Below are 21,092 nucleotides of genomic sequence, written 5' to 3' on the forward strand. Positions count from 1 at the left end.
GGCGCCCGCGCCGCGGCGCCGCCGGCTGCGGCTGCCGGCCCTGCGGGTGCCGCGCCGCCGCGCGCGCGACGACGACGGCGAGGACTTCTACGGCATCACCTACGAGGCCGACGCCGCCCCGGCGGCCCCCGCGGAGGAGGAGCCCGGCCGCTGAGGCGCCTGGCCCGCCCCGGTCAGCCGCCGATCGGCGGCACGCTCTCCACGGGCAGCCCGGCGCGCCGGGCGATGTCCTCGCGCAGTTGGCGGTCGCAGTCCTGCTGGGAGCTGACCGTCAGCGCGCGCGTGGAGCACTCCTGGTAGGCGCTGTAGGCGTCCCAGAACACCAGGTAGCCCACCAGCATCAGCCCCGACAGCGCCACCCCGAACCAGCCCAGCACCACGCTCAGCACGGCGCCGGGCGCCACCCCGTTCTTCGCCTTGGCCGCGCGGCGCGCCCGGTGCCCCTGCACGATCCCCAGCGCCGACAGGATGAGCCCGAACGGCGGCAGGATCAGCCCGGCGGCCGACAGGAACAGCCCCCACAGGCCGCCGCGCTCGATGTGCGGCCGGTCCCCGTCCGTCTGCTGCTGGGGCGGCTCATTGATCACAGGGGCTCCTCGCGAACGGCGCCTGGTCGGCGGCTGGACGGCGGTCGGGGGCGGCCCGGCGCGCGCCCGCTCGCGCGGGGTGCGCGGGCGGTGTGCGAACGGGGCCTCGTGGAGTAGACGCTACCTGGCGAGATAGGCTGGCAGCGCGGACGGGTAAGCCGCGTGCCCCGTCCGGCCGCGTCCGAGGTGCCCCGCGCGCCCGCGCCCGCACGGCCGCCGCGCCAGGCGCACCCGGCGGCGTCCAGGACGCGCGTCAGCGCATCCGCTTTCCCACGAGGAGGAACACCCTGTCGGCGCGAGTTGTCGTTCTCATCTCCGGCACGGGGAGCAACATGGCCGCCCTGCTGGACGCGGCGGCCGACCACCTCTACGGCGCCGAGGTGGTCGCGGTGGGCTCCGACCGCGACGCCCCCGGGCTGGCCCTGGCCGAGCGCGCGGGTGTCGCGACCTTCACGGTGCGCTTCGCCGACCACCCCGACCGCGCGCGGTGGGACGCCGCCCTCAGCGAGCGCATCGCCGCGTTCTCGCCCGACCTCGTCGTCTCGGCGGGGTTCATGCGGCTGCTGGGCCCGGCGGTCCTGGACCGCCACACCGTCATCAACACCCACCCCGCGCTGCTGCCGGCCTTCCCCGGCACCCACGCGGTGCGCGACGCCCTCGCCTACGGGGTGCGCATCACCGGCGCCACCGTCCACTTCGTGGACTCCGGCGTGGACACCGGCCCGGTCATCGACCAGGTGGCGGTGCCGGTGCTGCCCGGCGACGACGCCGCCTCGCTGCACGAGCGCATCAAGACCGTGGAGCGGCGGATGCTGGTCGACGTGGTGGGCCGCCTGGCGCGCGAGGGCTGGACCGTCGAGGACCGACACGTGCGGCTGGGCTCGGTGGAGCCCGGGCCGTCCCCTTCACCCGGATACGTTGCAGAGGAGAACCGGTGACCCAGCAGGCCATTCGGCGCGCGTTGATCAGCGTCTACGACAAGACCGGGCTGGAGGAGCTGGCCTACGGGCTGGCCGAGGCCGGGGTGGAGATCGTCTCCACCGGGTCCACCGCCGCGCGCCTCGCCGAGGTCGACGTCCCCGTCACCCCGGTCGAGGAGGTCACCGGGTTCCCCGAGGTGCTGGACGGCCGGGTCAAGACCCTGCACCCCAAGGTGCACGCCGGCCTGCTGGCCGACCGCGCCAACGCCGCGCACCGCGCCACGCTGGAGGAGTTGGACATCGCGGCGTTCGACCTGCTGGTGGTCAACCTCTACCCCTTCCAGCAGACGGTGGCCTCGGGCGCCGCGCCGGCCGAGTGCGTCGAGAAGATCGACATCGGCGGCCCGGCGATGATCCGCGCCGGGGCCAAGAACCACGGCTCGGTGGCCGTGGTGGTCGACCCCGCCCGCTACGACGAGGTCGTGGAGGCCGCGCAGGCCGGCGGGTTCACCCTGGAGCAGCGCAAGCGCCTGGCCGCCCTGGCCTACGCCCACACCGCCGCCTACGACGCCGCCGTGGCCTCGTGGTTCGCCCGCGACTACGCGCCCGACGAGGTCGCGGTCGAGACCGGCTGGCCCGACTTCTACGCCACCGCCTACCGCCGCTCCTCGCCGCTGCGCTACGGCGAGAACCCCCACCAGCGCGCCGCGCTGTACCGGGGCGACGACGCCTGGGGCGGCCCCGGCCTGGCCGGCGCCGAGCAGTTGCACGGCAAGGAGATGTCCTACAACAACTACGTGGACGCCGACGCCGCGCTGCGCGCCGCCTACGACTTCACCGAGCCGTGCGCGGCCATCATCAAGCACGCCAACCCGTGCGGGATCGCGCTGGGCGCCGACATCGCCGAGGCCCACCGCAAGGCCCACGCCTGCGACCCGGTGTCGGCCTACGGCGGCGTGATCGCCACCAACCGCCCGGTGAGCGTGGCGCTGGCCGAGCAGGTCTCGGAGATCTTCACCGAGGTGCTGGTGGCGCCCGAGTACGAGCCCGGCGCGGTGGACATCCTCACCCGCAAGAAGAACATCCGGCTGCTGGTGGTGACCCCGCCCGACCGCGCCGCGCGCCCCGAGGCCAAGCCGGTCAGCGGCGGCTCGCTGCTCCAGAGCGTGGACCTGGTCGACGCCCCCGGCGACGACCCCGCCGCCTGGGAGCTGCGGGCCGGCGCGGCGGTGGACGACGACACCCTGGCCGACCTGGCGTTCGCCTGGCGCGCGGTGCGCGCGGTGAAGTCCAACGCCATCCTGCTGGCCGCCGACCGGGCGACGGTGGGCGTGGGCATGGGCCAGGTCAACCGGGTCGACTCCGCGCGCCTGGCGGTCACCCGGGCCGGCGAGCGGGTGCGCGGCGCGGTCGCGGCCAGCGACGCGTTCTTCCCGTTCCCCGACGGCCTGGAGGTGCTGATCGAGGCGGGCGTGCGCGCGGTCGTGCAGCCCGGCGGCTCGGTGCGCGACGAGCAGGTGGTCGCGGCGGCCGAGCGGGCGGGTATCGCGCTGTACTTCACCGGCACGCGGCACTTCTTCCACTGACCCCGCACCGACCCGGATTGACCCGCACTGATTTTCGGCGGGGCGGCGCCGTGCCCGGGGGTGCGCCGCCCCGGCCGCTGGAAAGGGACGACACCTGATGAGCGCACAGATTCTCGACGGCAAGGCCACGGCGGCGGCGATCCGCGCCGAACTGGTGGACCGGGTGGCGGCGCTGCGCGCCCGGGGCATCGCGCCGGGCCTGGGCACGGTGCTGGTGGGCGACGACCCCGGCAGCCACTCCTATGTGGCGGGCAAGCACCGCGACTGCGCCGAGGTGGGCATCGAGAGCATCCGCCGGGACCTGCCGGCCGACGCCACCCAGGTGCAGGTGGAGGGCGTGGTGGCCGACCTCAACGCCGACCCCGCCTGCACCGGCTACATCGTGCAGTTGCCGCTGCCGCGCGGGCTGGACGAGAACCGGATCCTGGGGCTGATCGACCCGGACAAGGACGCCGACGGCCTCCAGCCGGTCAACCTCGGCAAGCTGGTGCTGATGGAAGAGGCGCCGCTGCCCTGCACGCCGCGCGGCATCGTGGAGCTGCTGCGCCGCTACGACGTCCCGCTCAAGGGCGCCGACGTGGTGGTGGTGGGCCGCGGGGTCACCGTGGGCCGCCCGCTGGGGCTGCTGCTGACGCGGCGCAGCGAGAACGCCACGGTGACGCTGTGCCACACCGGCACCCGCGACCTGGCCGAGCACACCCGCCGCGCCGACATCGTGGTGGCCGGGGCCGGTGTGCCGGGGCTGATCACCAAGGACATGGTCAAGCCGGGCGCGGCCGTGCTGGACGTGGGCGTGACCCGCACCGAGGCCGGCCTGGTGGGCGACGTGGCGCTGGACGTGCGCGAGGTGGCCGGCCACGTGGCGCCCAACCCCGGCGGGGTGGGGCCGATGACCCGGGCCATGCTGCTGGTCAACGTGGTGGAGGCGGCCGAGCGCATGGCGGGGATCGCTCCGGCGGGCGGCTGAGCCGCGCGGGCACCGGGCGGGGCCGGCTGCGGGCGGTGCGCGCGGCGGGGGCGCGCGGGGGATTCGCCGAGGGGCCTCACGCGCCGAGGCCCCCGGCGGGTCAGCTCGCCTTGCGCTCGCGGTCGAAGACCGGCATGGGGCGCACGAGCCCCAGGGCCACGACCTCGTTGGCAAGGCGGGTGCGGCGGTTGGCCCCCTCGGGGACCCGGAACTTCTGGTACAGGCGGAGGAGATGCTGCTTGACCGCGGCTTCGGTGACGACCAGGTCCTCGGCGATCTCGCGCGCGGTGGCGGGGGAGACGAAAGCCTCTTCGGAGAGAGCGGGGCGGCAGAGCGACGTGAGGACGTCGAGCTCCCTCCGGGTGAGTTCGGGGGCGGCCCCCTTGCGCAGCTCCACGTCGGGGTTCAGCTCTTCCCGGGGGAGGCCGCCGATCTTGCAGCGCGCGCTGCCGAAGCTGAGGACATCGCCTTCGTCGAGCACCCGGCGCGCTATGGGGCGCCCGTTGACACGGGTGCCGTTGCGCGACAGGCCGAGGTCGACGGCGTAGACGTAGGGCCCGCGGCGCACGAGTTCGGCGTGCAGCCGCGACACACTGGGGTCGCCGAGGCGGATGTCGACCCCTTCTCCGCGCCCGACCGTGGTGACCTCAGGCTGTAACTGGTAGATGTCCCCGCTCTCCTCGACCCGCAGATAAGGCCCGTCCACGGTTGTTCCTCCCAGTGTTGGGCGCGGCCGATGAGGGAGTGCACGGCGGTGCGTGGACGGGCGCCTCGCATTCGGGCTGGGTCGGTCGATGGTCGTGGGCTGAGTGGGGTTCATTGGGGGCAGTCCTCGCTCACCGTGGCACTCATCTGTTCACTGGTTACCCGGGCGGTACGGGTTCTACGCGCTTACTCCCCCGCTAGACCCCTATCTCGGGAGGTTTACGGCCTTTTCCGGATATCGGTTCCACCAGAACGGGTACCAGTGCGGACCGATTCGTGTGGACGCGGCCCGGTGCGCCCGTCACGGGCGTTCGCGGCGTTTCGGCGCTGCGCGGCGCGCGCGGGTGCCCGCGGTCACTACACTGGCTGCGTCCTTGGCCGAACTCGCGGCCGAGCCGACCACGGCCACGTCGGCCGCTCCCTTCCCGCGCTTCGCGGTTGCGGTCGCGCCCCGACCGCAACCGGCCGGGCGCCGCGCCGGAGCGGTCGGGCGCGCACAGGGCCGGGCGGCGCAGGTGCGCTAGCGTGGGGTTGACGGTGAGCCAGAACACGGTGGAGGAAGCGGTCGCAGCCAAGTCGCGCTCGCCCGAGGACCCGCCCGAGTCCGCGGGGGGCGAGCCGCAGCAGGAGCCCGCCGAGGCGCCGGCGCCGGGCTGGCTGGCCCAGGTGCCCTACTTCCTGGTGCTCGCCACCATGTCGGCGGGCATCGTGATCGTGGCCGCCGCGCACTTCAAGCGGGGGCCGGCGCTGATCGCGGCCGCGCTGCTGCTGGCCGCGGTCTTCCGCACACTGCTGCCGCCCGAGCGCATCGGCATGCTGGCCGTGCGCCGCCGCTGGATCGACATCGCCACCTACACCGGGCTGGCGGTGGCGCTCATCGTGCTGGCATGGGTGGCGCCTCAGTTGTCCTAGCGGGCGTCTAATAAGCTTGATATCGAGATAGTCGCAGCGTTGGACCGGCGACGGCCACCGCCCCCGCACACCGCACCGGCGGCCCAGCCACGCACCGGCCGGGCGGGGGCGCACCAGGGCTCAGCGGCGGCTCACGAGGTCAGTCGCGGACACACCGGCCTCACCGCGGACACCCGCGCGGCCCCCGCGCCGCGCGCCCGCGGCGGGACCGGTGGGCCCCGGCGGCCGCAGCCACACGACGGCTTTGCCGAGACGAAGGGACAGCCACCAGCCATGGCCAAAATCAAGGTTGAGAATCCCGTAGTAGAGCTCGACGGCGACGAGATGACCCGGATCATCTGGTCCTTCATCAAGGAGCGGCTGATCCTGCCCTACCTTGACGTCGACCTGAAGTACTACGACCTCGGCATCGAGGAGCGCGACCGCACCGACGACCAGATCACGGTCGACGCCGCCAACGCCATCAAGCAGTACGGCGTGGGCGTGAAGTGCGCCACCATCACCCCCGACGAGGCCCGCGTCGAGGAGTTCGGCCTGAAGAAGATGTGGCGGTCGCCCAACGGCACCATCCGCAACATCCTGGGCGGCGTGGTGTTCCGCGAGCCGATCATCTGCCAGAACGTGCCGCGCCTGGTGCCGGGCTGGACCAAGCCGATCATCATCGGCCGCCACGCCCACGGCGACCAGTACAAGGCCAGCGACTTCAAGGTCCCCGGCCCCGGCACGGTCACCATCACCTACACCCCCCAGGACGGCGGCGAGCCGGTCGAGCTGGAGGTCGCCAACTTCCCCGAGGGCGGCGGCGTGGCCCTGGGCATGTACAACTACCGGCGGTCCATCGAGGACTTCGCCCGCGCCAGCTTCAACTACGGCCTGGACCGCGGCTACCCGGTGTACATGTCCACCAAGAACACCATCCTCAAGGCCTACGACGGCATGTTCAAGGACGTGTTCGCCGAGATCTTCGAGGCCGAGTTCAAGGACCGCTTCGACGCCGCCGGCCTCACCTACGAGCACCGGCTGATCGACGACATGGTCGCCGCCGCCCTGAAGTGGGAGGGCGGCTACGTCTGGGCCTGCAAGAACTACGACGGCGACGTGCAGTCCGACACCGTCGCGCAGGGCTTCGGCTCGCTGGGCCTGATGACCTCGGTGCTGCGCACCGCCGACGGCCGCACCGTGGAGGCCGAGGCCGCCCACGGCACGGTCACCCGGCACTTCCGCCAGCACCAGCAGGGCAAGCCGACCTCCACCAACCCGATCGCCTCCATCTTCGCCTGGACGCGCGGGCTGGAGCACCGGGGCAAGCTCGACAACACCCCGGCGGTCGTGGAGTTCGCCACCACCCTGGAGAAGGTCGTCATCGACACCGTCGAGGGCGGGCAGATGACCAAGGACCTCGCGCTGCTGGTCGGCGGCGACCAGCAGTGGCTCACCACCGAGCAGTTCCTGGCCGCGCTGGACGAGAACCTCCAGAAGCGCCTGGCCTAGTTGGCGAGGACCCCGGCGGGGTTCGTCCGCACCGGCCCCGGCCGCCGCGCCCGCGCGGCGGCCGGGGCCGCGCTGTGTGCGCTGGAAGGGCTGTGCGGGCCGTCCGCGCGGTCGGCGCCGTCCGGCCGGGATTTCCGCCGTTCCCGCACGAACCGCGCCCCGCGGATGCCATGATGGTGCACGCGGGCACGGAGCGTGAACGCCGCTGGTAGTGCGGCGTATCCCACTCTGGTGTAGTTCGCGTGTTTCGCGAACATTGCCCTAATATGGAGTTACCGCCCACCGGGGGAAACCCCGAAGGGCGGGTGCGCGGCCCCGCCGCGCACCACAGGACGACGTGCCGGCCACGCGCCCGCTGGGGGGTAGGCGCGCGCGGTGCGGAACGTCAGGAAAGGGCCCGTCGCCTTCGGCTGCGGGCCCTTTCCACATCCTGTGCCCGGGGGCGGCGCGCGGTGCGCGCCGCCCCCGGGCGGTTGGGCTTAGTCCGGGGGCGCGCGCGCGGGGGTCGGCTGCCCCTCCTGCATGGCGCCGAACATCTCGGCCGACAGCGCCTCGTCCCACAGCACCACCGACCCCACGCCGGGCAGTTCGGGGGTGGAGCCCACCGGCACGGTCGTGGTGTTGGGGTCGTCGCGCATGGCCAGCGCCATCCCCGCCAGGTCGCTCAGGTGGTCGCCGTCGTCCACCACGAAGGTGTCGGTGCCGTTGACCACCAGCGGCACCGAGCGGAACGGGTTGACCAGCGTGCCCGGCGAGGTCGCCTTGGAGATCAGCGCGCTGAAGAACTCCCGCTGGCGCTGGATGCGGTCCAGGTCGGCGCGGATCGTGGCGCGGGTGCGCACGTAGCCCAGCGCGGTGGCGCCGTCCATCTCCTGGCAGCCGGCCTGGATGTCCAGCCCGGCCTTGGGGTCCTCGATGGCCTCCTCGGGGCACATCTCCACCCCGCCCACCGAGTCGACGATGTCCACGAACCCGGAGAACCCGATCTCGACGTAGTGGTCGATGTGCACGCCGCTGGCCTGCTCGAAGGTCTGCACCAGGGTCGTGGGGCCGCCGCCGAGGTCCTCGGCGAAGGCGGCGTTGATCTTGTTCTCGCCCAGGTTGGGGATGGGGACGTAGGAGTCGCGCGGCACGCTGATGATGGAGGGCTTCCCCGACTCCGGCACGTAGAGCACCATGATGGTGTCGGTGCGCTTGCCGGCGGCGTCGCCGGTGCGCAGGTTCTGCATGTCCTCGTCGGTCAGGCCCTCGCGGCTGTCGGAGCCCACGATCATGTAGGTGGTGCCGGGCTGGTCCTCGGGCCGCCCCTCGTAGTCCAGGGCGGCCACCCGGTTCAGCCGGGCGTCGGCCCAGAAGTAGAACACGGTGGGCGCCAGGACGAGCACCACCAGCGCCAGCACCAGGATGGTGCGGATCCGGCGGCGCCGCTGCTCGCGGGCGCGCCGGGAGCGGCCCGAGCCGTCGTAGTCGCGCGGCGGCCCGTGGCGGCCGCGTCCGCCGCTGCCGCCCGAGGACGCGGACCGCCGCGGCGGGCGGTCGTCCTGGACCGGCGGGATCCGCCGGGTGGCCCCGGCCCCGCCCGACGCCGACCCCCGGGAGGGCTCGGGGCGGAAGAGCTTCTCGATCTCGTCGGCCCCGCCCCCCGGAGACCGGCGGAACACGCCGGTGCGGTCGGCGTCGTCCGCCGACCCTCCCCGGCCGCGCCCGTACTGCCCGTCAACCATGGCTCTGGTCGCCCATCTGCGATGTCACCGCGTCGTTGGCTAGCACTGTGCTGTCCCCCTTACATCCGGTGGGACTCGCCACAGCCTAGCCAGGTTCCCGATGCGACCGGTCCGTGACGAAATCGCCCCGCGGCGCCGCACCGCGCGCACCTCCCGCACCGCCCGCACCGCGAGGCGCCCGCGCCCCGGAGCCGTCGGCGCGGTGCGGCCGATCTCACGCGCACACCGCGGCCCACCGGGCGCACCGGGGCGGACCCGGGCACGCGGCGGGGCGGGCACCCCGCGGGTGCCCGCCCCGGATCCGGGTGCGGCCGGAGGGTCAGCGCAGCCGGCGGGCACCCGGCGAGGGCAGGGCCACGCGCTGGTCGGGCGCCGTCCAGCCGCGCGCGGCGAAGGCGTCGGCCACGGCCCGCTCCACCTCGGCCAGGCGGTCCTCGGGCACCAGCGCGATGGCGCTGCCGCCGAACCCGCCGCCGGTCATGCGGGCGCCCCGGGCGCCGGCGGCCACGGCGGTCTCCACGGCGAGGTCCAGTTCGGGGGTGGAGATCGCGAACTGGTCGCGCATGGACAGGTGGGATGCGGTGAACAGGGCGCCGATGTCGCCCACGGCGCCGGCGCGCATCAGGCCCACGGCGGCGTTGACGCGGTGGATCTCGGTGACGACGTGGCGGACCCGGTCGGCCAGCACGGGGTCGGACAGCCGGGGCAGGGCGGCGTTGAGGTCCTCGACGTCGCGCAGCGCCGGCACGCCCAGTTCGGCGGCGGCGCGCTCGCACTCGCCGCGGCGGACGGCGTAGCCGCTGGTGGCGTCCTTGAGTTGGTGCTCGACCTTGGTGTCCACGATGAGCAGCCGCAGCCCCGACTCCCGCAGCCCGAAGGGGACGTTGCTGCCCAGGCCGGTGCGGCAGTCCAGGTACAGGGCGTGGCCCTCGGTGCAGCGCAGCGACGCGCTCTGGTCCAGGATCCCGGTGGGCGCGCCCACGTAGGCGTTCTCGGCGCGGCGGGCGATGGCGGCCATGGCCGGGCGGTCGGCGGCCAGGTCGGTCAGCCCGTGGGCGTCGGCCAGGGCCAGCAGCACCACGCACTCCAGGGCGGCCGAGGACGACAGCGCGGCGCCGATGGGCAGGTCGGAGTCCAGCACGATCCGCGCGCCCGCCTCGGCGGGCAGGTGCCCGGCCTCCCGGGCGGCCCAGAAGACCCCGGCCACATAGGAGGCCCAGCCGGTGACCGTGGGGGAGTCGGCGTCGAGGTCGGCGGTGGCGAAGCGGACGTCCTCGCCGGGGCGCTGGGCGCTGCGGACCTCCACGGTGCCGTCGTCGGTGGGGGTCAGCGCCAGCATGACGCCCCAGGGCAGCGCCATGGGCAGCACCAGGCCGTCGTTGTAGTCGGTGTGCTCCCCCATGAGGTTGACGCGGCCCGGGGCGTGCCACACACCGGCGGGCGGGGCGCCGTGGGCGTCGGCGAACGCGGCCGCGAGGCGGTCGGGGTCGACCGTGCGGGGCTCGACCGCGACGCCGACGCCGTCACCGTCCGCGCCCGCGCCGACGTCGGCACGGGCGTCGGCGCGGGCGCCGGGCGCGCCCTCCGGCCGCGCCGCCGGTGCGTCGCCGGTCCGCTTGGCCGGTGCGGAGGCCGATGCGCGCCGGAACGGCGCGAGAAGTCGGTCGAACACGCTTGTACGCTCCTCGCTGGTCTGCGGGCGCCGGAGGGCCGGCCGGTGCCGGCGGCCGGCGTCCGCTGAAGGTGGCCGGTGGGTCCGCGCTAGGCGCGGGGTTCCGCCCCGGCGGCCGGACCGGGGTGGGCGGTGTGGAAGGCCCAGGCGTCGGCGACGATCTCGCGCAGCCCGGGGCGGCGCGGGACCCAGCCGAGTTCGGCGCGGGCGCGCTCGCTGGAGGCCACCAGGGTGGCGGGGTCGCCGGCCCGGCGCCCGGCCGCGACGACCGGGACGGGGTGGCCGGTGACCTCGCGGCAGACCTCGATGACCTCGCGCACCGAGAACCCGGTGCCGTTGCCCAGGTTGAAGACCCGGTGCGCGCCGGGGCGGCAGTGCTCCAGCGCCAGCAGGTGGGCCTCGGCGAGGTCGGCGACGTGGATGTAGTCGCGCACGCAGGTGCCGTCGGGGGTGGGGTAGTCCGCGCCGTAGACCGACACCGACTCCCGAAGGCCCCGGGCCACCTGGAGCACGATCGGGATGAGGTGGGTCTCGGTGGTGTGGCGCTCGCCCAGCCCGGCGTAGGCGCCGGCGACGTTGAAGTAGCGCAGGCTCACCGCGCCGATGCCGTGCATGCGGGCGTGCTCGGTGAGGGCGGCGTCGATGGCGGCCTTGGTGGCGCCGTAGGGGTTGCCCGGGCGCACGGGGGCGTCCTCGGGGATGGGCACGGTCTCGGGCTCGCCGTAGACGGCGGCGGTGGAGGAGAACACGATGCGCCCCACCCCGCACACCCGCATGGCCTCCAGCAGCGCCAGCGAGCAGCCGACGTTGCCGTCCCAGTAGCGGTCGGGGTGGGCCACCGACTCCGGCACCACCGAGCGCGCCGCGAAGTGCAGCACGGCCTCGGTGCCCTGCTCGGCCATGACCGCCTGGGCGTGCTCGCGGATGCCGCCTTCGACCAGCCGGGCGCCGGCGGGCACGGCGTCGGCGTGGCCGGTGGACAGGTCGTCCAGCACGACGACGTCGTGCCCGGCTTCCACCAGTTGGGCGGCGACCACGCTGCCGATGTAGCCGGCGCCTCCCGTGACCAGGACTCTCACGGCTGCTCCTTCTCGTGCTTCTCGCGGTTGGCCGGGTGGCCCGCTAGCGGGCGGGCGCCCCGGGGTCGGTGCCCGGGCGCGCCGCGGCCGAGGGCAGCGCGGCGCGGATCCGCTCGGCGGCGGTCTCGGGGGCGACGTCGTTGATCCACGCCGCCATGCCCGATTCCGAGCCGGCGAGGTGCTTCAGTTTCCCAGGGGCGCGGCGCAGCGTGAACAACTGGAGGTGCAGGCCGAACTCGGGGTCGGGGGCGCCCTGGGTGTCGACGGGCGCCTGGTGCCAGGCGGCGATGTAGGGGGTGGGCGGGGCGGCGGGGTCGCCGTCGAGGAAGAGGTTGTCGAAGGCGCGCAGCAGGTCCAGGTAGACGGCCGCGAGGTCGTCGCGCTCGGCGTCGGTGAGCGCGGGCAGCGCGGGCACCCGGCGCAGCGGGAACAGCCGGACCTCATAGGGCCAGCGGGCGGCGGCCGGGACGTAGCCCGCCCAGTGCTCGCCCCGCACGACCACGCGGACGCCGGCGGCGAGTTCGGCCGCCAGGACGTCGTCGAACAGGTTGGTGCCGGCGCGGTCGCGGTGGGCGCGGGCGGCGGCCCTCATGCGCTCGATGCGCGGCGGCACGAACGGGTAGGCGTAGATCTGGCCGTGGGGATGCTGGAGGGTGACGCCGATCTCCACGCCCCGGTTCTCGAAGGGGTAGACGTGGGCGACGTCGGGGCGGGCGCCCAGCACCTCGGTGCGGTCGGCCCAGACGTCGATCACGGTGCGGGCGCGGCCGGGGGAGAGGTCGGCGAAGGAGCCGGTGTGGTCGGAGGTGAAGCAGACCACCTCGCAGCGGCCGGCGCCGGGCCGGGTGACCAGCGCGGGGTCGTCGGCGCCGACGGCGGCGCCGGCCGGGCCGGGCGAGGGCGCCAGCGACGGGAAGCGGTTCTCGAAGACGACGACGTCGTAGTCGGGTGCGGGGATCTCGCTCAGGCGGTCGCCGGCGGTGGGGTCCAGCGGGCACTGGTCGGGCGGCGGGAGGTAGGTGCGGTCCTGGCGGTGCGCGGCCAGGGCGACCCATTCGTCCAGCAGGGGGTCGTGGCGCAGTTGCGACCCGGGAGCGAAGGGCTGGAGGGGCCGGCGGTCGGCGACCTCGGCGCGGCCGGTGCCGGGGGTCTCGTCGTAGTAGATGATCTCGCGCCCGTCGGCGAGGTGGCCGACCGATCGGTAAACCTGTCGAGTTCGCACACGTCGAGTCTAGGACATGGGGAAAACCGACTGGATTGGACCTGTCCTGAACGCAGTTGATCGGTAAAGCCGGTCTTTGCTGTCCGTTTCCGTTCGGTGCACCGTGCGTGCGGGGCGGCCGGGCGCCGGGACCGCCCCACCGCCAGGTGACACCGCGGCGCCGCCGGGTAGGACCCGACAGCGGCCGGCCCCGCCACGGGCGCGGGGCGGCCGGGGCGGCGATTGGGAGGGGCGCGGGCGGTGATGGCCTCCAGGACGACGGCGCTGGCGGACCGGGCGCGGCACTACCGCAACCTGGCGATGGAGACCTATTGGGCGGTGCGCCGCCGGCGCCCGGGCGTGGACCACGCGGTGCGCGCCTACGAGCGCTACGCCGACGTCCAGGGCGACCGGCTGGCCGCCGCCGTCACCTACTACGCGTTCCTGTCGTTCTTCCCGATCCTGGCCCTGGCCTACGCGGCGGTGGGCTACGCCGCCGCCGTGGAGCCCGCCGCCCGCGACTACCTGGAGCGGGCGCTGGCCGAGGCGCTGCCCGGGTTGTCGGAGGGCCTGCCGGTGGCCGAGATCGCCGCCGCCCGCACCGGGGCGGGCGTCATCGGCCTGCTGGGGCTGCTCTACGCCGGGGTCGGCGCGCTGGGCGCGGTGCGCGAGGCCCTGCACCGGATCTGGCTCAAGGACGTCGCCGGCGGGCCCGGCCTGGTGCTGGCCAAGGCCGCCGACGTGGTGGTCATGGCGGTGCTGGGCGCCTGCCTGCTGGGCTCGGTGGCGCTGACCAGCGTCGCCCAGGCCGCCACGCACTGGCTGCTGGGCTGGGTCGGCATGGCCGAGTCGGTGGTGGCGCTGGCCGCCACCCGGGTGCTGGCCCTGGTCATCGCCATCGCCGTGGACACCGTCATCTTCCTGGTGGTGTTCTCGCGGCTGTCGGGCACCCGCCGCCCGCTGCGGCTGCTGTGGCCCGGCGCGCTGCTGGCCGCCGCCGGGTTCGAGGTCCTCAAGGCCGCCGGCGCGCTGCTGCTGGGCGGCACCCTGAGCAACCCCGTCTACGCGTCGTTCGCGGTGGTGGTCGGCCTGCTGGTGTGGATCAACCTCGTCATGCGCGTGGTGCTGCTGTGCGCCGCCTGGACCGCGACCTGGCTGCCGGTGCCCCCGCCCTACCAGGGGGCGGTGCCGGTGGACCTGCCCATCGGGCTGGCCCGCGAGGAGCCCACCCGCCAGGCCGTGCGCCAGGACCTCTCGGGCCGGGCCGCCGTGCTGCCCGCCCGCCCCGCGCCCGCGCGGCCCGGCGGCGGCGCGCGGGGCGCCCGGCGGTGGGGGCGGGGCGCCCGGGCGGGCGCGCTGGGGGCCGCGCTGGGCGGGGTGGCCGCCGCCGCGCTGGGCGCCTGGCTCGTCCGGCGCCGCCGCACCCGGGGCGCGGTGCGCCCGGCCGGGTGAGCCGGTGCGGTCCGGCACGCCCCGGTACCGCCCCCGGCGCGCGACAACCGGTGCCTTGGGGGCCGGTGCGCCTGTCGGAACGGAAACGGGTACCGGTACGGAGATCACGTATCGGTTACTTCGGGGTAGAGGCTGCGGTTGTTGTGTAGCGTGATCTTGAGGCACGGAGGGCCCGCGCGGCCCTCCCGGCGCACCGGGGACCGGCTCTGCCGCCTGACCGCCCGGTGGGCCGCCGCAGCGGGTCCGCGCGCGGGTCGACTCCGGCCCCGTGCCGCCGCCCCGTCCTCCCCGGTGGAGGCGCGGGCCGCACCGGCCGCGCCCACGCGCGCGCCCATCCCCCGGCGCCGCCGTGCCGGCCTTCGGCCGCGGCGGCGGACCCCCGCCGGCCCCCGCGCGTCCCGCCGCACCCGCCACCTCCGATCACCTCCCATGAGAACGGAAATCCGGCATATGCACCTGGCTGACGGAGCGACCGCCGCCTCGCCTAGGGTGCGATCGACGTCGGTGTGCACACCGGCCCCACGACTGCGCGGAGGTTGACCGTGGCCATCGAATTCAACGCGTCCGAACGCGCGACGCTCGGAGTGGAGTGGGAGTTGCAGCTCGTCGACCTGCACACCCGCCACCTGCGCCAGGAGGCACAGCAGGTCCTGGGCGAACTGCCCGACCTCAGCGAGACCGACAACCCGCCGCTGCGCCACGAGCTGATGCAGTGCACGGTCGAGGTGGTCACCGGGATCTGCGAGACCGTCGAGGAGGCCCGGAGCGACCTGGCGGCCAGCATCGGGCGGCTCTCCGAGGTGCTGGGCCCGCGCGGCACCGCGCTGATGTGCACCGGCACCCACCCGCTGGACGACTGGCGCGACCAGACCCTGTCGCCGGTGCAGCGCTACGGCGAACTCATTGACGAGATGCAGTGGCTGGCGCGGCGCATCCTCACCTTCGGGGTCCACGTGCACGTGGGGGTGCGCTCCCGCGACAAGGCGATCCCGATCCTCAACGCGCTGGCCAACTACCTGCCGCACTTTCTGGCGCTGACCGCCTCCAGCCCGTTCTGGAGCGGGCACGACACCGGCCTGGCGTCCAGCCGCTCCATCGTGTTCGGCGCGCTGCCCACCGCCGGCCCGCCGCCCCATCTGCCGCACTGGAACGCCTTCGAGGAATATATGGAAACCCTGCTCCGGGCCGGGACCATATCGAGTATCAAGGAAGTCTGGTGGGACGTCCGGCCCCATCCCGACTTCGGTACCGTCGAGATCCGGATGTTCGACGGCATCCCCACACTGCGCGAGGTCGGCATGGCGGCGGCGCTGTCCCAGAGCCTGGTGCGGCTGTTCGACCAGCAGCTCGACCGCGGCTACGGGCTGCCCAACCCGCCAAGCTGGGTGGTCAACGACAACAAGTGGCGCGCCACCCGCTACGGCCTGGACGCCCGGGTCATCACCGACGACCGGGGCCGCACCGTCCCGCTGCGCGACGACCTCTACGAACTGCTGCGCGAACTCAGACCCGTGGCCGCGCGGCTGGGCTGCGCCGAGGACCTCGACGTCGCCGCCGAGATCCTGGACAAGGGCGCGTCCTACGAGCGTCAACGTGCCGTCATCGCCGACGGCGGCACCCTGAACGACGTCGTGGACCTGCTGGTGGCGGAGTTCCGCGAGGGCGGACTCCCGCCGGTGCCGGCCGCGCCCGGCGGCTCCAACGGCAGCCGGCCCGGCCGCGGCGACACCGGCACCGACAATGTGACGAGGAACAGGGGGCCATCCCATGCAGGGGCGTGACCTGCGGGAGCAGTTGAACGCGTTTCTGGCGCGCCACGAGCGCGAATTCACCGAGTTCCGGCGGGATCTGCACATGCACCCCGAACTCGCGTTCGCCGAGCACCGCACCACCCAGCGGCTCATCGAGCGGCTGCGCGGCGCGGGGCTCGCGCCGCGCCCGCTCCCGCACACCACCGGCCTGGTCTGCGACATCGGCTCCGACCAGGGCGCCGGCCCCACCGTCGCGCTGCGCGCCGACATCGACGCGCTGCCGCTCAGCGACGAGAAGGACGTGCCCTACCGCTCGACCGTGCCCGGCGCCGCCCACGCCTGCGGCCACGACGTGCACACCACCGTGCTGCTGGCCACCGGACTGTTCCTGGCCCAGCAGGCCCGCGCCGGCGCGCTGCCGGGCCGGGTGCGGCTGCTGTTCCAGCCCGCCGAGGAGCTGCCCGGCGGCGCCCGCGAGGTGATCGAGGCCGGCGGCATCGACGGCGTGGACCGCATCTTCGCGCTGCACTGCGACCCCCGCCTGGTCACCGGCCAGGTGGGGCTGCGCACCGGCGCCATCACCGCCGCCTGCGACCAGGTGCTGGTGCGCCTGTCGGGCTCGGGCGGCCACACCGCCCGCCCCCACCTCACCGCCGACCTCGTCTACGCGCTGGGCAAGGTCGTCACCGAACTGCCGGCGGCGCTGTCGCGGCGGGTCGACCCCCGCGCCGGGTTCAGCCTGGTGTGGGGCCGGGTCAGCGCCGGCTCGGCGGCCAACGCCATCCCCGACGACGGCGTGGCCGAGGGCACCGTGCGCTGCCTGGACGACAGCGCCTGGCACGCCGCCCCCGAACTCATCACCGAACTCGTGCGCTCCGCCGTGGCGCCTTATGGCGCCGAGGCCGAGGTGGACTACCGGCGCGGCGTGCCGCCCACGGTCAACGAGGCGTCCAGCGTGCGCATGCTCCAGGACGCCTGCACCCAGGTGCTGGGCCCCGAATCGGTCGCCGCCACCCCCCAGAGCCTGGGCGGCGAGGACTTCGCCTGGTACCTGGAGCACGTGCCCGGCGCGCTGGCCCGGCTGGGCACGCACTCCCCGCGCTCCAGCTCGCCCATGCTGGACCTGCACCGGGGCACGTTCGACGTGGACGAGCGCGCCATCGGCGTGGGCGTGCAGCTCATGGCGGCCACCGCGCTGACGGCGCTGTGGGAGGGCGCGCGCTCGGCCAGCGGCGACCCCGTGCAGGACGCCGCGCTGGCCTGAGCGCACCGCCCGCGGCGAAGGGGCCGCCCCAGCTCATCGGGGGTGGCCGCGGGGTGGCGCGGCGGGGGAGGGGTGGTGGCATGCTGAGGAACATGAGCCACCCGTTGACACTCGAACAGATCCGGCGCGCCCCCAAGGTCCTGCTGCACGACCACCTCGACGGCGGGCTGCGGCCGGCCACCGTCGTGGAGCTGGCCGAGGCGGCCGGCTACACCGACCTGCCCGCCACCGATCCCGCCGAGCTGGGGATCTGGTTCCGCGACGCCGCCGACTCCGGCGCGCTGGAGCGCTACCTGGAGACCTTCACCCACACGGTGGCGGTGATGCAGACGCGCGAGGCGCTGGTGCGGGTGGCGGCCGAGTGCGCCGAGGACCTCGCCGCCGACGGCATCGTCTACGCCGAGGTCCGCTACGCCCCCGAGCAGCACCTGGAGGGCGGGCTGAGCCTGGACGAGGTGGTCGAGGCGGTCCTGGAGGGGTTCCGCGCGGGCCAGGAGCGCGCCGCCGAGCAGGGCCACTCCATCCGCGTGGGCACCCTGCTGACGGCGATGCGCCACGCCGCCCGCTCCCGCGAGATCGCCGAGCTGGCGGTGCGCTACCGCGACGTGGGCGTGGTGGGCTTCGACATCGCCGGCGCCGAGGCGGGCCACCCGCCCACCCGCCACCTGGACGCCTTCGAGTACCTGCGCCGGGAGAACGCCCACTTCACCATCCACGCCGGCGAGGCGTTCGGGCTGCCCTCCATCTGGGAGGCGGTGCAGTGGTGCGGCGCCGACCGGCTGGGCCACGGGGTGCGGATCGTGGACGACATCGAGTTCGCCGAGGGCGGCGAGGTCCGCATGGGCCGCCTGGCGCGCTACGTCCGCGACACCCGGGTGCCGCTGGAGATGTGCCCCAGCTCCAACGTGCAGACCGGCGCGGCGGTCTCCATCGCCGAGCACCCCATCGGGCTGCTGCGCGACCTGCGGTTCCGGGTCACCGTCAACACCGACAACCGCCTCCAGTCCAACACCAGCCTGTCGGAGGAGTTCGCGAAGCTGTCGTCGGCCTTCGGCTACGACTGGGACGACCTCCAGTGGTTCACCGTCAACGCGATGAAGTCGTCGTTCCTGCCCTTCGACGAGCGCCTGGCGCTGATCAACGGCCGCATCAAGCCGGGGTTCGCGCAGTTGAAGTGGGCGGAGCGGTGAGACCGCTGAGCGCGCCCGTGCCGCGCGTGCTGGGCTGGGTGTGGATCGGCGTGGTGGCGCTGCTGATGGTGGACCTGGTGCTCAACGGCAGCGGCCGCGCCAGCCTGGTCGCCGGCGCGGTGCTGCTGGTCACCGCCGGCGGCGCCTACGTGCTGTGGCTGCGCCCGCGCGTGGTGCCCGGCGACGAGGGCGTGCGGCTGGTCAACCCGCTGCGCGACACCGTGGTGCCGTGGTCGGCGTTCACCTGGGCCGATGTCACCGACGTGCTGCGGGTGCACGCAGGTGAGGCGGTGTTCCGCTCCTGGCCGCTGCGCGAGACCCGGCGGTCGCGGGTGCGCGAGAACCTGCTGCGGGCGCGCGACGGCGGCCCGGTGCCCGACGACGACGCCGGGCAGGACCCGCGCGCGATGCGGCCGGTGGACCTCGCGGCCCGGCAGTTGCGCCAGGAGGCCGAGCGGCGCAAGGCCGCGCCCGCGCCCGCCGGCGGCGCCGGGGCGGCGGAGCCGGTCACGGTGTGGGCGCCCGACGCGCTGGCCGCGCTGGGGATCCCGGTGCTGCTGCTGGTGGCGGTGCTGGTGCTGGCGTGAGGCGCGCGGGCGGCCCGCGCCGGTCCGGTCGGGCGGCGGCGGATCCGGGGGTTGACCCGCACGCCGATAACTGGTTAGGTAAGGCATGCCTAAGGGGTGATGCGGGGCTGGTCGGCGGACACGCGGATCACCGGCCCGCCTTCCGCGTCACGCGGCCCCGCGGCATGGGTCACCAACTGAATAGCGGCGCGCCGCGGCACGGATCGCCACCCGTGTCCCGCGCGGACCGCCGGTCACGGGGACCGGCCGGGCCGCGCGCCACCCGGCGCGCCGAACCACCGAGAAGGTGACGGTGCGGCGAGGGCTCGCCACCGGGTCTGCGGGGACCCGCGCCCGCGCCGCACCGGGGACCGCGGCGGCCGCGGCGCTTCGGGCGCTCCCTCCTGCGCCTCGGGAGGCTGCTCGCCACGCGGGCGTCCGAGGAACCGCGGACGGCCACGGTCCCGCTGGAAGACCGGTGCGCCCGGCGGCCCCTACGCGGATGGGGCCGCCGGGCGCACCGCTGTGTCCACCCCGTCCGCGCTGCCTGCGGGTCGTCGGTGTCGTTTGCCGCCGCGCCGCCGCGCCCCGCCTCACGCCAGCGCCAGCGTGGCGTTGAGCAGGGACCCCAGCCGCTGGGCGCGCTGCTGGATGACCTCCAGCGCCCGCAGGGTGTCGAAGGGCTCGAACACCGCGCCCACGGCGTCGTTGCTCACCATGGCCAGGCCCAGCACCTCGGCGCCCATCTCGACGGCGGCGATGGTCTCCAGCGCGAAGGAGCGCCCCACCAGGTCGGCGCCCGCGTTGCGCAGCATGCCCAGTTCGGCCGGGGTCTGGAACTGCGGCCCCAGCAGGGCGGCGTAGACCCCCTCGGCCAGGCTGGGGTCGACGTCGGCGACGATCTGGCGCAGCCGGGGGCTGTAGGCCGCGGTCAGGTCCACGAAGTCGGGCCCGGCCAGCGGCGAGGCGGCGGTCAGGTTGATGTGGTCGCGCAGCACGATGGGCTGGCCCACCGCGAAGTCGGCGCGCAGCGACCCCGCCGCGCCGGTGAGCACCACGGTCGAGGCGCCCGCCGCGATCCCGGTGCGCACCGCGTGCGCGATGCGCATGGGGTCGTGCTCCTCGTAGAGGTGGGTGCGGCCGCAGAAGACCACGACGCGCTTGCTGTCGACCCAGGTGCTGCGGACCTTGGTCTGGTGGCCCAGGGCGGTCGGCGCGACGAACCCCGGGAGGTCGGTCATGTCCAGTTCGATGTCGGCCACGCCCAGGGTGTCGGCCGCCCCGGCCCACCCCGACCCCAGGATCACCAGGGCGTCGTAGGAGTCGGCCCCGGTGCGGGCCTTCAGTTCGTCGGCGGCCTGGGCGGCCAGCCGCTTCGCCTGGGCGGTCCCCGTGGTTGGGCGCACTTGCGTGGATTCGCTCACATCTCAGGAGCGTACCCGTGTGTAACCGCTCAGTTCCGGAACGCAACGCAGCGTGTTTGAATTCGTGCTAAACCCGCGAACCGGTCGGCTTCCGGCCGGGAAGACCGCACCCGCGGCGCCGCCGGCGGCGCCCTCAGCGGTCGGCCGGGGCGCACGGGCGCGCCCGCAGGTTCTCGACGTAGAACGGCGGCGCGCCCGCCTTCTCGGCGGCGTCGGCCAACAGGCCCAGGTACAGCGCCGAGGGCAGCCCGCCCTCGTAGTCGTTGAGCACGTGGGTCCAGGCCGCGACCTCGCCCTCCAGCAGCGTGGCGGCCCGCACCCGCAGCCGCGAGTACAGCCCGAAGGCCGTGCCCGCGCAGCCGTCGATGTGCGCCTGGTCGCACTCGGCGACGTCGTAGAGCGCCACGAACACGCTGGAGCCGGCGTCCTCCACGACGGTGGCCAGCGCGCCGCCCCACGGCCCCGGGCCGCCGCCGAACGTCAGCCGCCACCCCTCCAGCCAGCCGGTCGCCCACAGCGGGGACCGGGGCGCGTGCTCGGCCATGTACTCCGGATCCAGGTTGGTGCCATATGCGGCATAGATGGACACCGCAGCATGCTA

18 protein-coding genes are annotated in these 21,092 nt (G+C 74.7%); 10 read left to right on the forward strand and 8 right to left on the reverse strand.

Translation table 11 applies throughout. The annotated features are described in order from the left end of the window. Positions 1–173: 173 nt before the first annotated feature. A complete protein-coding gene (locus LG943_RS24995) occupies positions 174–587 on the reverse strand; it encodes a DUF4190 domain-containing protein (protein WP_270074822.1) in 414 nt (137 codons plus the stop codon). Positions 588–874: 287 nt separating this feature from the next. Between LG943_RS24995 and purN the strand changes: the two genes are divergently transcribed. From purN to LG943_RS25010, 3 genes are all read left to right on the forward strand, one after another. Continuing rightward, the gene (purN, locus tag LG943_RS25000; protein WP_270074851.1) at positions 875–1,525 is read left to right on the forward strand and encodes a phosphoribosylglycinamide formyltransferase; all 651 of its coding nucleotides are present in this window, start codon (positions 875–877) and stop codon (positions 1,523–1,525) included. After that, positions 1,522–3,093 (forward strand): bifunctional phosphoribosylaminoimidazolecarboxamide formyltransferase/IMP cyclohydrolase, encoded by a 1,572-nt coding sequence (gene purH / locus LG943_RS25005; protein ID WP_270074823.1) that lies wholly within the window; start codon positions 1,522–1,524, stop codon positions 3,091–3,093. Before purN ends, purH begins: the two co-directional genes overlap by 4 nt. Before the next feature lie 97 nt (positions 3,094–3,190). Next, entirely contained in the window at positions 3,191–4,060 is an 870-nt protein-coding gene (locus LG943_RS25010; protein WP_270074824.1) for a bifunctional methylenetetrahydrofolate dehydrogenase/methenyltetrahydrofolate cyclohydrolase, read from the forward strand. A 100-nt stretch (positions 4,061–4,160) separates the two neighbouring features. Here the strand turns inward: LG943_RS25010 and LG943_RS25015 are convergent, their stop codons facing one another. Continuing rightward, entirely contained in the window at positions 4,161–4,766 is a 606-nt protein-coding gene (locus tag LG943_RS25015) for an FHA domain-containing protein (RefSeq protein WP_270074825.1), read from the reverse strand. Positions 4,767–5,302: 536 nt separating this feature from the next. Here LG943_RS25015 and LG943_RS25020 point away from each other — a divergent pair. Together LG943_RS25020 and LG943_RS25025 are read left to right on the forward strand one after the other, a co-directional pair. Further along, positions 5,303–5,677: a DUF3017 domain-containing protein gene (locus tag LG943_RS25020; RefSeq protein ID WP_270074826.1), complete on the forward strand. Its 375-nt coding sequence runs from the start codon at positions 5,303–5,305 to the stop codon at positions 5,675–5,677. 273 nt (positions 5,678–5,950) lie between these two features. Then, entirely contained in the window at positions 5,951–7,168 is a 1,218-nt protein-coding gene (locus LG943_RS25025; RefSeq protein ID WP_270074827.1) for an NADP-dependent isocitrate dehydrogenase, read from the forward strand. Between the two features lie 479 nt (positions 7,169–7,647). Here the strand turns inward: LG943_RS25025 and LG943_RS25030 are convergent, their stop codons facing one another. The 4 genes from LG943_RS25030 to galT all read right to left on the reverse strand — a co-directional run bounded on the left by LG943_RS25030 (position 7,648) and on the right by galT (position 12,865). Next, positions 7,648–8,892 carry an LCP family protein gene (locus tag LG943_RS25030; protein ID WP_270074828.1) on the reverse strand — a complete coding sequence of 415 codons (1,245 nt, stop codon included), beginning with the start codon at positions 8,890–8,892 and terminating at the stop codon, positions 7,648–7,650. A 319-nt stretch (positions 8,893–9,211) separates the two neighbouring features. Then, positions 9,212–10,564 (reverse strand): galactokinase, encoded by a 1,353-nt coding sequence (gene galK / locus LG943_RS25035; protein ID WP_270074829.1) that lies wholly within the window; start codon positions 10,562–10,564, stop codon positions 9,212–9,214. 89 nt (positions 10,565–10,653) lie between these two features. Beyond that, the gene (gene galE / locus LG943_RS25040; RefSeq protein ID WP_270074830.1) at positions 10,654–11,643 is read right to left on the reverse strand and encodes a UDP-glucose 4-epimerase GalE; all 990 of its coding nucleotides are present in this window, start codon (positions 11,641–11,643) and stop codon (positions 10,654–10,656) included. Positions 11,644–11,686: 43 nt separating this feature from the next. Further along, on the reverse strand, positions 11,687–12,865 hold the full coding sequence (gene galT / locus LG943_RS25045) for a galactose-1-phosphate uridylyltransferase (RefSeq protein WP_270074831.1): 1,179 nt from the start codon (positions 12,863–12,865) through the stop codon (positions 11,687–11,689). 243 nt (positions 12,866–13,108) lie between these two features. Between galT and LG943_RS25050 the strand changes: the two genes are divergently transcribed. From LG943_RS25050 to LG943_RS25070, 5 genes are all read left to right on the forward strand, one after another. Then, a complete protein-coding gene (locus LG943_RS25050) occupies positions 13,109–14,296 on the forward strand; it encodes a YihY/virulence factor BrkB family protein (RefSeq protein ID WP_270074832.1) in 1,188 nt (395 codons plus the stop codon). 542 nt (positions 14,297–14,838) lie between these two features. Beyond that, positions 14,839–16,077 carry a glutamate--cysteine ligase gene (locus tag LG943_RS25055; RefSeq protein WP_270074833.1) on the forward strand — a complete coding sequence of 413 codons (1,239 nt, stop codon included), beginning with the start codon at positions 14,839–14,841 and terminating at the stop codon, positions 16,075–16,077. After that, positions 16,064–17,311: a M20 family metallopeptidase gene (locus LG943_RS25060; RefSeq protein WP_270074834.1), complete on the forward strand. Its 1,248-nt coding sequence runs from the start codon at positions 16,064–16,066 to the stop codon at positions 17,309–17,311. Before LG943_RS25055 ends, LG943_RS25060 begins: the two co-directional genes overlap by 14 nt. A gap of 92 nt (positions 17,312–17,403) precedes the next feature. Continuing rightward, on the forward strand, positions 17,404–18,501 hold the full coding sequence (locus tag LG943_RS25065) for an adenosine deaminase (RefSeq protein ID WP_270074835.1): 1,098 nt from the start codon (positions 17,404–17,406) through the stop codon (positions 18,499–18,501). Then, positions 18,498–19,088 (forward strand): PH domain-containing protein, encoded by a 591-nt coding sequence (locus LG943_RS25070; protein WP_270074836.1) that lies wholly within the window; start codon positions 18,498–18,500, stop codon positions 19,086–19,088. Before LG943_RS25065 ends, LG943_RS25070 begins: the two co-directional genes overlap by 4 nt. A 572-nt stretch (positions 19,089–19,660) precedes the next feature. Here LG943_RS25070 and LG943_RS25075 read toward each other — a convergent pair. Continuing rightward, entirely contained in the window at positions 19,661–20,491 is an 831-nt protein-coding gene (locus LG943_RS25075; RefSeq protein ID WP_270074837.1) for a purine-nucleoside phosphorylase, read from the reverse strand. A 133-nt stretch (positions 20,492–20,624) separates the two neighbouring features. Beyond that, positions 20,625–21,080 (reverse strand): gamma-glutamylcyclotransferase, encoded by a 456-nt coding sequence (locus LG943_RS25080; protein ID WP_270074838.1) that lies wholly within the window; start codon positions 21,078–21,080, stop codon positions 20,625–20,627. Positions 21,081–21,092: the final 12 nt, after the last annotated feature.

This window comes from Streptomonospora mangrovi (genome assembly GCF_027604915.1).
Taxonomy (GTDB): domain Bacteria; phylum Actinomycetota; class Actinomycetes; order Streptosporangiales; family Streptosporangiaceae; genus Streptomonospora; species Streptomonospora mangrovi.